Origin of the sequence: Paucibacter sp. JuS9, assembly GCF_044043925.2 — a bacterium.
GTDB lineage: Bacteria > Pseudomonadota > Gammaproteobacteria > Burkholderiales > Burkholderiaceae_C > JAUASW01.
On the sequence record NZ_CP194172.1, the window covers coordinates 1,452,394 to 1,467,955 of the forward strand.

The 15,562-nt window shown below is 62.3% G+C and carries 9 protein-coding genes; 8 read left to right on the forward strand and 1 reads right to left on the reverse strand.

Translation table 11 applies throughout. The features are described from left to right. Positions 1–441 precede the first annotated feature (441 nt). From ABT392_RS06495 to pepA, 7 genes are all read left to right on the forward strand, one after another. Positions 442–1,824: a TIGR03013 family XrtA/PEP-CTERM system glycosyltransferase gene (locus ABT392_RS06495; protein WP_334277039.1), complete on the forward strand. Its 1,383-nt coding sequence runs from the start codon at positions 442–444 to the stop codon at positions 1,822–1,824. Between the two features lie 119 nt (positions 1,825–1,943). Further along, positions 1,944–4,040 carry an XrtA/PEP-CTERM system histidine kinase PrsK gene (gene prsK / locus ABT392_RS06500; protein ID WP_395386274.1) on the forward strand — a complete coding sequence of 699 codons (2,097 nt, stop codon included), beginning with the start codon at positions 1,944–1,946 and terminating at the stop codon, positions 4,038–4,040. Continuing rightward, positions 4,037–5,398, forward strand: coding sequence for a PEP-CTERM-box response regulator transcription factor (gene prsR / locus ABT392_RS06505; protein ID WP_334277037.1), 1,362 nt, complete (start codon positions 4,037–4,039; stop codon positions 5,396–5,398). Before prsK ends, prsR begins: the two co-directional genes overlap by 4 nt. Next, positions 5,395–8,214, forward strand: a complete 2,820-nt coding sequence (prsT, locus tag ABT392_RS06510) for an XrtA/PEP-CTERM system TPR-repeat protein PrsT (RefSeq protein ID WP_395386273.1) — start codon at positions 5,395–5,397, stop codon at positions 8,212–8,214. The genes prsR and prsT (ABT392_RS06510) overlap by 4 nt, the downstream gene beginning before the upstream one ends. Positions 8,215–8,381: 167 nt before the next feature. Beyond that, positions 8,382–9,638 carry a GNAT family N-acetyltransferase gene (locus tag ABT392_RS06515; protein WP_334277035.1) on the forward strand — a complete coding sequence of 419 codons (1,257 nt, stop codon included), beginning with the start codon at positions 8,382–8,384 and terminating at the stop codon, positions 9,636–9,638. 234 nt (positions 9,639–9,872) lie between these two features. Further along, entirely contained in the window at positions 9,873–12,638 is a 2,766-nt protein-coding gene (gene prsT / locus ABT392_RS06520) for an XrtA/PEP-CTERM system TPR-repeat protein PrsT (protein WP_395386851.1), read from the forward strand. Positions 12,639–12,831: 193 nt separating this feature from the next. Continuing rightward, positions 12,832–13,644 carry a flocculation-associated PEP-CTERM protein PepA gene (gene pepA / locus ABT392_RS06525; protein WP_395386272.1) on the forward strand — a complete coding sequence of 271 codons (813 nt, stop codon included), beginning with the start codon at positions 12,832–12,834 and terminating at the stop codon, positions 13,642–13,644. Between the two features lie 95 nt (positions 13,645–13,739). Here the strand turns inward: pepA and ABT392_RS06530 are convergent, their stop codons facing one another. Then, positions 13,740–14,621, reverse strand: a complete 882-nt coding sequence (locus ABT392_RS06530) for a ThiF family adenylyltransferase (RefSeq protein ID WP_395386271.1) — start codon at positions 14,619–14,621, stop codon at positions 13,740–13,742. Between the two features lie 362 nt (positions 14,622–14,983). Between ABT392_RS06530 and ABT392_RS06535 the strand changes: the two genes are divergently transcribed. Continuing rightward, positions 14,984–15,550, forward strand: a complete 567-nt coding sequence (locus tag ABT392_RS06535) for an XrtA/PEP-CTERM system exopolysaccharide export protein (protein ID WP_395386850.1) — start codon at positions 14,984–14,986, stop codon at positions 15,548–15,550. Positions 15,551–15,562: the final 12 nt, after the last annotated feature.

Consider the following 15,562-nt stretch of genomic DNA (forward strand, 5'->3'; position numbering starts at 1 on the left):
TATTGGTCGTGAAATATGCCCGCCCGGGCGTAGAACGGGTTTTACAAGCATTTTTGATGTGCCGTGGAAAACGCACGAGCGGGGCGGCCATTGAGCGCGCCGCAGGGCCGCAACTGATATCTACTCGCGGCTCGTTCATCGGCAAGAAATATGTTTTGGGGACACTGCGCGGCGAAACGTCCGGATTGCACGTTTCAAGGGGCGCCGACCCTCTAAACGGGGGGCTTTCAAGACAGGGGTAGGCGGGCATCATCCCGACCCATAACGAAGCGTTGCGGCTCATGACGACTCCCCAGAGGGAGCGGCAAGAACAACAGCGGCTTCGCAGGGCGGCAGCTTCGCATGACTCGGCCACCAGGCTTTGCAGATGTGTTCGGCAGTATCGATTTCAGACCGTGGCTTGCGAGAGCGACCCGGGCTACGGACTGAGCGGGGAATAGCATGATTCGGATCTTCAATCACTACCTACACAAGCAGACACTGCTCCAGGTCTTCTTCGACGTGGGGCTGATCGTCTTCGCAGTGATTGCTGTGGTGCTGAGCCAAGGTGGCACAGCCGAGCAGATCATTCCGTTCGCTGCATCGCATGGCCTGTCCCTGGCCGGCGGCATGTTCGTGATCAACTCCGCCACTGGCTTCTATCAGCATGTGCACAACCGCTCGGTGACCGAGTCCTGTGCCCGAGCCCTGCTGGCCCTGTTCCTGGGCCTGCCGCTGGCCTATGTGATCTTTGGCCTGCTGCCGACCGACGCGATCAATCGCCAGCTGATGACGTTTGCCGCCATGGCCGCCGTGGCTGCCGTGATGGTCCATCGCGTCTATGCCGCCCACACGGTTTCGCAATCGCGCAACCGCACCAAGATCCTGATCTTCGGTTCTGGCGCTGCCGCCAAGGCCGTGGGCAGCACACTGGCCGCTGCCGATCCGCATGCCGAGATCATCGGCTACTACGCCGGCCCGAATGAAGAACATCCCGAAGTGGCACGCTCGGCCCTGGTCGAATCGCGTGGTTCGCTGACCGATACCGCACTGGCCCTGGGCGTTGACGAGATCGTCGTGGCGCTGTCCGAGCGCCGTGGTGGCAGCATGCCGCTGCGCCAACTGCTGGACTGCAAGCTCTACGGCATCCGCGTGGTCGATATCGCCACCTATTTCGAGAAGACCCTGGCCCAGATCAAGGTCAGCCATGTGAACGCCGGCTGGCTGGTGTTTGGCGACGGCTTCAACCAGGGCGTGGTCCGCACCCTGGTCAAGCGGGTCTTCGACGTGCTGTTCTCTGGCGCCATCCTGGTGCTGGCCCTGCCGCTGATGGCACTGACCGCCATCGCGATCCGCCTTGAATCGCGCGGCCCGGTGCTGTATCGCCAGGAACGCGTCGGCCTCAATGGCGAGGTGTTCGAAGTCATCAAGTTCCGCAGCATGCGCACCGATGCCGAGAAAGACGGCACGCCGCGCTGGGCCACGCTGAACGATGATCGCGTCACCCGCGTCGGCAAGTTCATCCGCAGGGTTCGCATCGACGAGCTGCCCCAGCTCTTCAACGTGCTGCGCGGCGAGATGAGCCTGGTCGGCCCGCGTCCGGAGCGCCAGTATTTCGTCGACGACCTGATCACCAAGATCCCTTACTACGCCGTGCGTCACAGCGTGAAGCCGGGCGTGACGGGGTGGGCGCAGGTGCGCTACGAGTACGGCTCGACGATCGAAGACTCGGTCGAGAAGCTGCAGTACGACCTGTACTACGTCAAGAACCACACGCTGTTCCTTGACCTCTTGATCCTGCTCGAGACCGTCGCCGTGGTGCTGACAGGTAAGGGCGCCCGCTGACCGCGCGAGCGAAGCGCCGAGCTTCGCTGATTGCTTCACCTTCGAGGCTGCCCGGGTCGGCGTTGGCCCCTAGCGTTTGCGCCGATTCCCGTCGGCGCTCTCGCTTGATCGAATAGCGCATGTTCAATCTTGCTGCGGCGAGCCATGTGCTCGCGGCGCTGGCTTATGGCGCCTTCGCCATCCTCGTCGGAGCCAAGCTGCTTCGCCGGGACGAAACCAGCAGCGCCACCTTGTCCCTGAGTCTGCTGGCCGCCTTGCTGGCCAGTTTGCTGTGGGCCGTCCTCGGGCTGATGGCGCCCAGTTCGGGCCTGCAGCAAGTCTCTGCGATCGCCTTGCCCCTGGCGGATTCACTGCGCTACGGGCTCTGGTTCGTCTTCATCCTCGGCCTGCTTTCGGTGCCCGGAGCGGGTGATCCAGGCAAGCTCCGGCTGTGGGCGGCGCTCAGCGCACTCGCGCTGCCGATGCTGCTGCTGACGCGTGAGTTGCTCGACTACCGGCCCGCCACCTTGCAGCAGCAGATGGCTTTTGCCTCATTGGCCGCTGCCGTGGTCGGGCTGGTACTGGTGGAGCAATTGCTGCGCAATTCCCGCGGTGACGCGCGCTGGAACGCCAAGCCGGTCTGCCTGGGCCTGAGCGCGGTGTTCGCTTTCGACCTCTTCGTGTTTTCGCAGGCCGTGCTGTTCCAGCACTTTGACAGCGACGCCTTCGACGTGCGCGCCGCCGTGCATGCAATGGCTGTGCCCTTGCTCTATCTGGCGTCGCGCCGCGAAGGCAATTGGCTGGGCAAACTGCATGTGTCGCGAGCGGCGGTATTCCATTCGGCCACGCTGCTGCTGGTGGGCGCCTATCTGCTTCTGGTGTCGGGCGTTGGCTACTACGTGCGCTATACCGGCGGTGACTGGGGCAGGGCGCTGCAACTGGCGCTCATCTTCGTGGCGCTGATGGCGCTGGTGATGTTGCTGCTCTCCGGTACCTTGCGCTCCAAGCTGCGGGTCTACATCAGCAAGAATTTCTTCAGCTACCGCTACGACTATCGAGAGGAGTGGCTGCGCTTCACCGCCATTCTTTCGACGACAACGGCGCCGCAGGAAGTCGGCGGCTCGGTGGTGCGGGGCCTGGCCAATCTGGTCGAGAGCCCGGCTGGCACGCTCTGGATGCTGCGGGGTGACCGGCGCGAATGGCGTCAGACTGCCATCTGGAACATGCCTGAACAGCGTGAGGTGGAAGGTGAAGACTCGGCCCTTTGCGCCTACTTGCGTGAGCGCGCCTGGATCATCGACCTGGATGAGTTCCGCCGCGGCTCACCGGCCTATCAAGGCCTGGTCCTGCCCGAGTGGCTGGGCGGTGACGAGCGCAACTGGCTGGTGGTGCCGCTCTTGATGTCGACGGAGCTGATCGGCTTCGTCGTGCTCGGTCGGCCGCGAACGCCAGTGGAGTTGAACTGGGAAGTGCGCGACCTGCTCAAGACAGCGGGTAGCCAGGCTGCCGCCTTTCTTGCGCAGATGCAGTCGACCGAGGCCTTGCTGGAGTCGCGCAAGTTCGATGCGTTCAACAAGATGTCGGCCTTCGTCGTGCATGACCTGAAGAACATCGTCACCCAGCTCTCGCTGATGATGAAGAACGCCAAGCGTCTGCGCGACAACCCGGAGTTTCAGCAGGACATGCTGGACACGGTGGAGAACTCGCTCGACAAGATGCGCCAGCTGATGCTGCAGCTTCGCGAAGGCGGCAATCCTCATGGGGTTGCCGGTGGCGTGGACCTGGCGGCGCTGGCGCGACGCCTCGCGGCTGCGGCTGCCAGCAAGGGGCGCCAACTGGAGCTGCAAATCCACGCCGAGATCAGCACGCGGGGCCATGATGAGCGGGTGGAACGTGTGATTGGCCACATGGTCCAGAACGCCTTCGATGCAACTCCGGTACAAGGTCGCGTCTGGCTCGCGCTCGACGCCAGCGGCAGCAATGCGCGAGTTGAAGTGGGCGATACTGGCTGCGGCATGTCACGTGACTTCATCCAGAACCAGCTGTTCAAACCGTTCAGCAGCACCAAATCAAGCGGCATGGGTATCGGAGCCTACGAGAGCTTCCAGTACGTCCAGGAGCTGGGAGGAAAGATCAATGTCGAAAGCGAGCCCGAGCAGGGCACCAGGATCACCTTGCTGCTGCCGCTGTTTCATGCGACAGCTTCGTCGGACCTCGGCTTGATGAACACCCGATGAGCGCTGAACGTCTGCCCAGTCTCTTGATCGTCGAAGACGATCTGGCCCTGCAAAAACAGCTGAAATGGTCGCTGGACCGCTTCGAGTCGGCACTGGCCAGCGATGCGCCGAGTGCGCTGCTGCAGTTCCGGCGGCACAACCCCGCCGTGGTCACCATGGACCTGGGCCTGCCGCCCGATCAGGACTCTGTGACCGAGGGCTTTTCGCTGCTGGAAAAGCTGATCGAGCTGGACCCGTCGGTCAAGGTGATCGTGCTGACCGGCCAGAATGACCAGAGCAATGCGCTGCGGGCGATACGCCTGGGCGCCTACGACTTCCTGGCCAAGCCGGTGGACCCCGATCAGCTGGCGCTGACGGTCGAGCGCGCATTCCGACTGCACGAACTGCAGCAGGAAAACCGCCGCCTGCAGATGCAGCAGCATGCCGAAGTGCTGGGTGGCCTGGTCACGCGCGACCCCGGCATGCAACGCATCTGCCGCACGGTAGAGAAGGTGGCGCCCACCGATGCCACCGTGCTCCTGCTGGGCGAGAGCGGCACGGGCAAGGAAGTGCTGGCGCAGGGCCTGCATGATGCTTCACGCCGCAAGGGCCGCTTCATCGCCATCAATTGCGCGGCCATTCCCGAGGCCTTGCTGGAAAGCGAACTGTTCGGCTATGAGCGCGGCGCCTTCACCGGGGCCACCAAGACCACCGTCGGCAAGATCGAGACAGCCAATGGCGGCACGCTGATGCTGGACGAAATCGGCGACCTGCCGATGCCTCTGCAGGCCAAGCTCCTGCGCTTCCTGCAGGAGCGCAGCATCGAGCGGCTCGGCGGCCGGCAGGAGATTGCGGTGGACGTGCGCATCGTCGGCGCGACCCACCAGAACCTGAAAGGCCTGATCGCCGACGGCCGTTTCCGCGAAGACCTGTATTACCGCCTGGCCGAGATCGTGGTCGAGATCCCGCCGTTGCGCGAGCGCGCCGGCGACGCGGTGCTGCTGGTGCATGCCATGCTGCGCCGCTACGCATCCGAGATGCGCCGCCCGGTGCAGGCGCTCAGCGACGATGCGGTGCGAGCGATCGAGGCCCATGCCTGGCCCGGCAATGTGCGCGAGCTGCAGAATCTGGTGAAGCGCGCCTCCATCATGGCCGATGGCGACCGAATCACGGCAGCCGACCTCGGGCTTGCGGTACCTGAGGCCGCCGAGGGCGACGCTGAGTCGCTGGACCTGCGCACGGTGCGCGAGCGCGCCGAGCGCGCAGCCGTCATTGCCGCGCTGTCTCGCACCGACGGCAATATGGTCAAGACGGCGGAGATGCTGGGGGTCAGCCGTCCGACCTTGTATGACCTGATCAACCGACTGCAAATCAAATGAACAACAAGACGCAAAGCAAGAAGATGACGCGCAGCCCGGCCGCGCTCAGCGCCGGTGTGGCGCTGGCCTTGTCGGCCTCTCTGCTGAGTGGCTGTTTCGGTGAGTCGCCCGAGCAGCAAGTGGCGTCGGCCAAGGCCTTGCTTGAGAAGAATGAACCCAAGGCTGCAGTCATCCAGCTGAAAAATGCACTGCAACAGAATGCCTCGCTGGCCGAAGCCCGTTTCCTGCTCGGCAAGGCCCTGTTCCTGTCTGGCGACATGCCGGGTGCCCTGATCGAGCTGGACAAGGCCCGCAATGCTGGCCACAGCAATGACGAAATGACCGTGCTCACGGCCAAGGCCCGCCTGCTCAAGGGCGAGGCGGATCGCGTGCTCGCCGACTTTGGCGACAGCAAGTTGCAAGACCCGGTTCAGCGCGCCGAACTCCAGGTCGTTCTGGCCAATGCGCACATGGCCAAGGGCAATGGGGCCGCTGCCGGCGCGGCCCTTGAAGCGGCCCTGCGCGATGATCCGAAGAATGCGCAAGCCGCATTGAGCAAGGTCCGCCTCCTGACCAGCAGCAAGGACCTGGCCGGCGCCATGGTAGTGCTGGACAAACTCCTGCAAGAGCAGCCCAAGAACGCCCCTGCGTGGCGCCTGCGGGCCGAATTGCTGCAGCTTCAGCAGGGCGACAGCAAGGAAATCATTGCGGCCTATCAGCAGGCGCTGGCCGCAGACAAGAAGGACGTGGCGACCCACGCCGGCCTGATCAACGCGTTCCTCCAGCAGCGTGATGCGGCCGCGGCCGAGAAACAACTGGAGGCCTTGCGCGCCGTCGCGCCCAATCATCCGCAGACCCGCTACAACGCCGCCATGGTGGCGCTGGAGAAGCAGGATCTCAAGGGAGCTGAAGAGCAGGCCCAGGCCCTCCTGAAGATGACGCCCGAGAGTCCCCAGGCCCTGCATCTGGCGGGTACGGTGGACTTGCAGCTGGGCAGCTACCAGCGCGCCATCACCGAGCTGACCATGGCCTTGCAGTCGCGCGGCGGCACGCGTGCGATGCGCCTGCAACTGGCACAGGCCTTCCTGCGCTCGGGCGATACCGCCAAGGCCTTGCAGACCTTGGAGCCCTTGCTGGCTGAGACCAACGGTTCGCCGGAGGCCTATGCACTGGCTGCCGAGATTCACCAGCAGGCGGGCGAACCTGCTGCGGCGCAAGAGCTGTACGCCAAGCTGGTCAAGCTCGACCCGAAGAATTCCCAGGGCCGCATCGCCGTGGCCATGACCCAGATCGAACGCGGCAATGCGCAACAGGGGCTCGAAGCCTTGCGCGCTCTGGCAAAGAGTGAGCCGGGCAGCATCCGGGCCGACATGGCCCTGATCAATGCGCTGCAGCGGCGCCAGGAGTTCGACAAGGCGATGGTCGCCATCGATCTGCTGGATCAGAAGCAGCCGGGCAAGCCCCAGGCAGCGGTTCTGCGTGGCCGGATCGAGACCTTGCGTGGCAGGCCCGAGAAAGCGCGCGAGGCTTTCGAGCAGGCGCTCAAGCTGAGCCCTGGCTATTTGCCTGCGGCCACAGCCCTGGCTGGCATGGACATCCGCGACCGCAAGCCGGAGGAGGCCATCAAGCGCTTCGAGGCTGCGGCCAGCGCCAACCCGGAGTCTGTGGAAGCCAAGCTGGCCGTCATCGGCCTGCGGGCTCAAAAGGGTGAGAAGCGGGAAACGCTGGTCAAGCAGCTGGAAGCGCTCGTCAAGGAATTTCCCAAGGAAGCCGGCCCCTTGCTTTCCTTGGGCTCGGTCTACCTGGATGGTGCTCAGGCTGCGAAAGCGGTCGAAATGGCGCAGCGTGGGCGCCAGGCTTTCCCGGGCAATGCGGCATTTGTCGAGCTGCTGGGGCGCGCCTTCGTGGCCAACAAGGACCTCAACCAGGCCCTCAATACCTTTGCTGAATTGGGCCGGATGCAGCCGCGTTCCCCGATCCCGCCGATGCGCCAGGCCGAGGTACAGGCCAAGCTGAAGGACACGGCCGGTGCGATCACGCTGCTCAAGAAGTCTTTGGCGCTGAAAGCCGACCATGTCCCGGCGCAGATCATGTTGGCCTCGCTGCTGGTGGCTGAAGGCCAGATGGCCGAAGCGCGGCAGCTTGCCAAGACTGTGCAGGCGCAGCGAGCCGGTGAGTCGGTGGGCTGGGTGCTCAGTGGCGACATCGAATTGTCGGCTCGCAATGCCGCCGCAGCCGCCGAAGCCTACAAGATGGCGTTGGCCAAGCAGGAATCGACCGACGGCGCGGTCAAGCTGCTGCGTGCCTATCGCCTCGCGGGCAAGGACGGCGATGCAGTTGCGCTCGAGTCGAGCTGGACTGGCCGCCATCCGTCGGATGCCGGCTTTGTCTTCGCCATTGCAGACCATGCCTTGGCATCGGGTGATGTGGTCAAGGCCCAAAGGCTGTACCGCAAGGTTCTGGAGCTCCAGCCTGACAACGTGTTGGCGCTCAACAATCTGGTGTGGCTGCTGAATCAGCGCGGCGATCCGGAAGCCAAGACCCTGGCCGACAAGCTGCTCGGCTTGGCGCCTGAGGCACCTGCGGTGCTCGATACCGTGGCCAGTGTCTACGCCAAGGCCGGCCAGCATGCCAAGGCGATCGAGCTGCAGCTCAAGTCGCTGTCGCTTGCGCCAAGCCTGCATCTGCACAGGCTGCATCTGGCAGAGATCTATCTGGTTGCCGGCAAGAAGGAAGAGGCGCGCAAGGAGCTGACGCAGCTGAGCGGCATGGGCAAGGAATTCGCGCAGCAGGCCGAGGTTCAGCGCCTCTTGGCGCAGGTGGGCGGCGCGCGCTGATCGCCGGCCGGGCAGGGCTGCCGCGCGCGGCAGCCCCGTCACCCGTTTCTTCTTGATTCGGGCTTTGCTTGCCGTTACGCCTCTGTTAGCCTCGGACGGGTGTTCACAGGCCGGACCCTCGCCCACTATCCATGAGCAGAATCAATCGATCCCGATTCCGCAAAAGCTTGCATCTGCTTTTGCGCCGGGCCTTCGGGGTGCTGCCTACGCGCCTGCGCTTTGCGCTGATCCGGTCGCTGGTCGTCTGTGACCCGCGACCCGATCCGCGCCTGGAGCTCAAGATCGCCGAGACGCGCGAAGAGCTCGAGGCCTGCTTCAAGATCCTGCATGACGCCTATGTCGGCGCGGGCTTCATGAAACCTGACCCGTCTGGCATGCGTGTGACGATCTATCACGCTCTGCCCACAACCACCACCTTGTGCGCCAAGTTCGATGGCGAGATCGTTGGCACGATTTCGATGATTCGGGAGGGCGTTTTCGGCTTCCCGATGCAGGCCATCTTCGACCTGGAGCCGGTGCGCACACGCGGTGGCCAGATTGCCGAGATTTCCGCCCTGGCTGTGGCGCCATCGTTTCGCAAGACCGGCGGGGCGGTGCTGTTTCCGCTCATGAAGTACATGCGTGAGTACTGCGAGCGTTATTTTGATACGCGCCACCTGGTGATCGCCGTCAACCCGGACCGCATCCAGCTGTACGAAGCCCTGTTGAGCTTTGACCGCTTGACCGAAATGACGGTGGCGGAGTACGACTTCGCCAATGGTGCGCCGGCTGTCGGTGCCAGCCTCGATCTGCAGCGCGCGCCTGAGCTGCTCAAGCGCAACTATGGCAATCGCAAGGCCATAAAAAACCTGCACAGCTATTTCTATTCGGTCGAGATGCCGAACTTCCGGTGGCCGCAGCGCCGTTATCACACCACGAACGATCCGGTGATGACGCCTGCACTGCTCGACCATTTCTTCAACAAGGCCAGTACCGTGTTCGAGAACATGGACAACCGCAAGAAGGCCTTGCTCTGGTCCATCTACGACCAGCCTGAATATCGTGCCGTGCTGCCATTGCTGGGCGGCACCGCCGAGGCCGACCACCACCCGCTGCGGCGGCATCGGCGATTTTCAATGCGCTGCCCCGGCCGCCTGCTGATGCGAAATGGCGCTGGTGAGGTGAGCTTTGCCCTGGACGTCATAGAAATCTCCTTCGCCGGGTTCCAGGCCGAGTGCAAGCTCGATCTTCCGCTGCAAGAAGAGGGCGAAGTGACTATCGAGCTGGGCAATGCCACCTCATCTCACCTGCATGCCATGGCGGTGCGCCGCAAGGCAGCCGAAGCGGGTGTGTTCTATGGCTTCACCTTCGATGAAGCGGACAAGAACTGGCGCGACTGCATTGCCGCGCTGGAGATGGGGCAGACCTACCAGGATCTGGGCTGATGCCCGGAGGTTTGTCTTGAGGCATGCTGCGCGCCAGCGCACCTCGCATCGCACAGCCAGGCCAGCGGACCGTGCGGAACGGTTGTCGCTGTTTTGCAACTTGCTCGGATGGTCCGAACGCTGGTCGGTACAAGTGCCGAAAAACAGCGAGTTGAGTGGCCACGGCCAGCCAATTTCGTTCGACCCTGTCCGGTTCAATCAATCTAGGTAGGAAAGAGGCCTCTTGTGAAGATCATGACACCCGCCCGTGCTCGATTCGTGGTGCTGAGTTCCGCCCTGCTGCTGGCGGGTTGCTTCGGCGATTCAGCTGAAGCCTTGATCGAGAAGGCCAAGGAGGCCGTGAACAAGCGCGATTCGAGAGCGGCCACGATCTACCTCAAGAATGCACTGGAGAAGGATTCGCAAAATGCCGAGGCGCGTTTCATGCTCGGCAGGGCATTGGTTGACATCGGCGACTTCCGGGGCGCCTTGATCGAGCTGCGCAAGGCCTCCGAGCTGGGTTTTGATCCCCAGGAGGTGGTGCCGCTGCTGGCCTATTCGCTGCTGGTTACCGGTGACGCCAAGCGCGTCGTTGCCGACTACGCCGAGTTCAAGCCCAGCACGGCGGCCGCGACCGCGGCCCTGAAGGCAACCCTGGCTTCTGCGCATCTGTTTCTTGGCAATTCGGAGGCCGCGCTTGCCGCGGCGGACCAGGCCCTGGCAGCCGGACCTAACTATCCACAGGCCTATCTGGTCAAGGTCAAGGTATTTGCGGCGAGCCGCCGGTACGACGAAGCCTTGGACCTGCTGAACCGTGTGCTGCTGATCAACCAGAAGCTGCCCGAGGCGTACCTGCTGCGCGGGGATATTCTGAAGAGTCAAAATGGCGACGTGCAGGCGATTGAGAAGGCATACCAAGATGCGCTCACGGCCAACGCTCGCTATGTCCCGGCTCACGTTGCACTGATTGGCCTCGCGCTCAGCCGTAAAGACATGAAGGCGGCACAAGCCCGGTTGGTGCCCTTGCTCGCGGCTGCACCAAAGCATCCAGATGCGATCTTCATCGCTGCTGTGGTTGCTTTTGAGAATGGCGACTTGAAGACCGCCCAGGAAAAGACGCAGCAAATCCTGAAACTTGCACCCTCCAATCCACGCGCATTGCAGCTGATGGGGGTCATCGACCTCAAGCGCGGTTCGCTGGTTCAGGCCGAGACGTCTCTCGCCAAGGCTGCGGCGACTTTGTCGGATGACGACCATGTTCGACTGCTGCTGGCACGCGCGCAGATCCGCGCCGGTAGCTTTGACAAGGCCTTGAGGGGCTTGCGACCCATGATCGAGCGTGCGGTCCCGTCCGGTGACGCCATTTCTATAACCGCTGAAGCCTTGCTACTAAGTGGTCAGGTCGAGGCCGCCCAGGAGTACTTTGCGCGCGCTGCCAAGCTCGATCCCAAGGACAATCGGAGCCGGACCGTGCTTGCACTGGCTGAAACGGTCGGGGACCGCCCTGAGCAGGCGATTTCACTATTGCAATCCATCGCGGCCGGCGACGAGGGAACATTTCCTGACCTAGCCCTGATCAATCTGCTGATGAGTCAGAAGAAGTATCCGCAGGCGCTGGATGCCATCGGCAAGCTTCAGGCCAAGCGTCCGAACGATGCCGTAGCGCCGAACCTGCGGGGCAATCTGGAGTTGGCGCGCGGAAACCGGGCGCTGGCGCGAACTTCATACGAGGCGGCCCTGACGCTGGATTCGACCTATTACCCGGCGTTGTCGGCCATCTCCAAGCTGGAGGTTGCCGACGGACGCGTGGATGCCGCCAAGGCACGTCTCGAGGGCTATGTAGCAAAGGTTCCCGACAACGTGCAGGCGCAGCTGTTCTTGATTTCTCTGCGCGAACGCGACAATGCGGATGCGAATGCGGTAATCGACAGCCTTCGGCAACTGATCAGAAGGTTCCCGGGCGAAGTGGGACCAAGAATCGTCCTGACCAAGTTGCAATTGATGAGACGAGACCAGAGCGGCGCACTGGGTACCGCCCAGGAGGCCGTTGCTGCGATTGGATTTACCGTCGAAACAAGCGACAACCTGGGGCAGATCCAAATGGCGGCGGGGGATGTGAACCTCGCCATCGACACCTACGCCAAGCTCGCGAAGAGCCTGCCGAACTCGTCAGTCCCGCACATGCGGCAGGCGGAGATCTACATCACGCAGAAGAATGCGCCGGCTGCAATCCAGTCGCTGAGGCGCGCAATTGCGATCAGCCCGGACTCGGCGCCCGCCTTGCAGATGCTGGTTGTCCTCGAAATGAATGCGGGCCAGGCGAAGGAGGCCCTTGCGGTCGCGCGAAGTGCCCAGCAGAAGTTCAAGTCGAGCCCGTTCGGTCACATGCTTGAAGGTGACTTGTGGGCTTCGCAGAAGAACTGGGACGCGGCCGCGGGTGCCTATCGGCGCGGGCTTGATTTGGTGGCAGCGCCTGAACTGGCGGTTCGCTTGCACAGAGTGCTCCTGCGCTTGCCGGCGTCGGCACGGGCCGATGAATTTCAGCGCCAATGGCTTGCGCAGCATTCTGCTGACCCCGTCTTCCGGATGTATCTTGCTGGCGAGGCGGTCAAGCGCTCGGATTTCGGCTTGGCCAGCAGCTACTATGAAAATGTCGTCAAAGGCAATCCACAGAATATTGAGGCGCTCAACAATCTGGCATGGACACTTGCGCGTGCTGGCAAGCCGGGGGCTCTGGACGTCATTCGACAGGCTATCAAGCTTGCACCGCAAGACGGCGACTTGCATGACACCATGGCCGACATCTACGCCTCTTCGAATGACTGGCCCAAGGCTGTCGAGGCGCAAAAGGTGGCCCTGTCGCTGCGTCCGAACTGGCATGAGGCTCGGCTGCGACTGGCAAAGCTCTACTTGAGGCAGGGTTCCAAGCTGCAGGCTCGCCAAGAGTTGGAGACCTTGCAGCGCCTCGGTGAAAAGCACCCGCTGTACAAAGAGGTGCGAGCAATGCTCGCGGCCAGTTGAATCGTCTCGCAGGCATCTGTGCTAACCGGCCTGTGACGAAATTCTTTACAGTTGCCCGGCGTTACTGATGGCTTGTTTTCACAAGTTGTTGATTTTATTGACTAATTCACTTCTGGCACGATGCCTGCTAACTAGATGGTCGTGAGCCCAGTCAAGTGGCTTCAACAGCAAGCTTTCACCCAGGAGTGACATGATGAAGAGCAAACTTCTTTCCGTATGCGTTGCAGGCGCGTTGGCCTTGACCAGCTTCTCTGCCTTCGCCGAATTCAAAGATTGGAAGATCAATGAAACGGCGGTTCCTGGCGTTGTCGGTGGTTCGACCAGCAAGACGGTTGACAAGCTGACGGGCGCCTACACTGAAGTTCTCGGCCTGACCGGTCCTGGTGCATTCTCTGCATCGGCAGTTGGCTTCTTCACGGGCTACCTGCGCAACGAAGGGACCCTTGGCGTTACCACTTGGCTGACCGGTGGTCTGGGTGCCGACGATTTGGACACGCGTTTCTATCGCATGTACGCGAAGTTCGTTGCGTCCGGCGTGGCATCCTCGACGACCACATTCCTTGGTACCGGCGGCAAGATTGAAATCTGGTTGGATGAAGGTTCCGACACCGAGTTCAACATCACAAGCAGCAGCAGCTTCACGACGTTCCAATCCGCATCAGCTGGTGGTGGCGAAGACAAGCTGCTCGCATGGAGCGACGTTAGCTATGGCACGGGTGACTTGGTTGGTCCCCCGGGTGCTTTCAACATCTTCTTTGAAGAGTTGTCGCTGACGGCTCTGGGTTCGAGCTATTGGTTTGATCCAGCACCGTTCCACATGCGCGTTCAAACCAACGGTGACTTCGACGCGATCACGCCGACCACCGGTGGCGCTACTGACCCGTTCCCCTACCTGATTACTGGTGACTTCAGCGCCGTGTACGTCCCTGAGCCGGGTTCGCTGGCCCTGGTGGGTTTGGGCATGGCTGGTCTGGGCCTGCTGAGCCGCCGTCGCCGCGCAAAGTAAGCGCATCGCTTGGCACAAGTCGGTGCTTGCCCGACTCGATCCAAGAAGAAAGCCCGCTGCGAAAGTTGCGGGCTTTTTCTATTGTTGAATGTCGTTCAGGTCTTGGCCTTGGAGCCTGCGTCCTTGCCCCGGAGCAGTGGCCTGACCAGCATCAGCAGTAGTTGCTGCAGGGGGTTCGAATTGCCCCAGGGGCGCCAGGTGAATTTGAGCTTTTGCCCATAGGCATCAAATTGCATCGCCCACGGGGCTGGTCGCAAGGCGCCTCGCCCGAGCAGTACCTTGAGAACGGCCGTACCCATCACGCCGCCACAAAGTGCGCAGGCCATGCCGGTGGACGGGCCGCGCTTCTCGCGGAAATTCACGGCCTCGGGTGCAACCAGGTAGCTCCGGTTCAGCATGGCCGGTGAGAGCCCGACGGCGAAGCGCGCGAGTTGCTCATCCTTCGTGTGGCCTTCCAGCTTGAAATAGTCTTCGAAGCTCATGCCATCGGCTGAGAAGTAGAGCAGGGCGGTGCTCATGCCCAGGGGGGCGGCGGTCAGCGCCGGAATTCCCTTTTCACGGCAGCGCGCGAAAACCTGGCGACGAATGTCAATCGCGAAGAAATCCAGTGCGTCAACATATACATCGACGCCTTCCAGGAATTCATCCAGATTATTGAGATCAATGCCGGACGGGAATTTCCGGACTTGAATTTCCGGATTGATGTCCAGCGTCATCCGTTCGATTGTGTCCAGCTTGGTTCGGCCCATGGTGGACATGAAGGCGCCTGCCTGGCGGTTCATGTTGTGCAGGTCGAATTCGTCGAAATCGGCCAAGACCAGCTTGCCGATGCCCAGCCGCGCCAAGACCAGCGAATGTTCCCCGCCAACCCCACCCAGTCCGGCAATGGCGATGCGGGCATTCCTCAGCCTGGCCTGCTCTGACTCGGTCACCCAGCCAATATTGCGGGAGAAAGCGCGGGCGTAGTCAAACTGCATTTGGTTCCTTTGCATTGCCGGCGGGCTGTCCCGGGCGGGGTGGCCGGCAGTCGCTGGGCAGTATCGCCGAGCGCTGTCGGCCCTACAACCGGAGCCGGGTCGGCGCCGATATTCAAGCTGATCGAATCCCCGTGCGATATTGCTCGCGCCTACTCGCAAGCCCCCTGTTTGCTGGGCACAAAAGCGTCAAAGCCCTGTGGCATGATCCGTGAATCAGCAGGTCGCCGGTCAGCGCTGTGCGTAGCTCAACGCATAGCGGCTTGGCGCTGTCGCCACCTACATCGAGAGGAATTGCCTTGAAGACACTGTTTGCATCCATTTCGGGCCGCTCCGGCTTGCTGGCTTTGGCGGTTTCCTTCGGTCTGCTTGCTGGTTGCGCAAGCACGGGAGGCATTCCTCCTGCGCCTGTCACGGCGGCTACGCAAGACTACAGCTACATCATCGGCCCCGGTGACGGCCTCAACATCATGGTCTGGCGCAACCCGGAGCTGTCGATGCAGGTGCCGGTGCGCCCAGACGGCAAGATCTCGGCGCCACTGATTGATGAAATGGTGGCACAGGGCAAGAACTCTATCGAGATTGCCCGCGACATCGAGAAGCAGCTCAGCAAGTATGTGCGCGACCCGGTCGTCACCGTGATCGTCACCGGCTTCGTCGGGCCGTACAGCGAGCAGATCCGCGTGGTTGGCGAAGCCGCCAAGCCCCAGTTCCTGCCCTACAAGCAAAAGATGACGCTGTTGGACGTGATGATCGCTGTCGGCGGCCTGACTGATTTTGCTGCCGGCAACAGTGCCACCATCCTGCGCTCCGCTGAAGGCAACAAGCAGTATTCCGTGCGCCTGAAGGACCTGATCAAGCGCGGCGACGTGTCAGCCAACGTCGAGATGCGGCCCGGCGACATCCTGATCATTCCGCAGAGCTTCTTCTGACCTGAACAGCTG

Coding starts and splice junctions, on each gene's coding strand:
- ABT392_RS06495 (WP_334277039.1), top strand. CDS start 442: ATGATTCGGATCTTCAATCACTACCTACACAAGCAGACACTGCTCCAG.
- prsK (WP_395386274.1), top strand. CDS start 1,944: ATGTTCAATCTTGCTGCGGCGAGCCATGTGCTCGCGGCGCTGGCTTAT.
- prsR (WP_334277037.1), top strand. CDS start 4,037: ATGAGCGCTGAACGTCTGCCCAGTCTCTTGATCGTCGAAGACGATCTG.
- prsT (WP_395386273.1), top strand. CDS start 5,395: ATGAACAACAAGACGCAAAGCAAGAAGATGACGCGCAGCCCGGCCGCG.
- prsT (WP_395386851.1), top strand. CDS start 9,873: ATGACACCCGCCCGTGCTCGATTCGTGGTGCTGAGTTCCGCCCTGCTG.
- pepA (WP_395386272.1), top strand. CDS start 12,832: ATGAAGAGCAAACTTCTTTCCGTATGCGTTGCAGGCGCGTTGGCCTTG.
- ABT392_RS06530 (WP_395386271.1), bottom strand. CDS start 14,621: ATGCAGTTTGACTACGCCCGCGCTTTCTCCCGCAATATTGGCTGGGTG.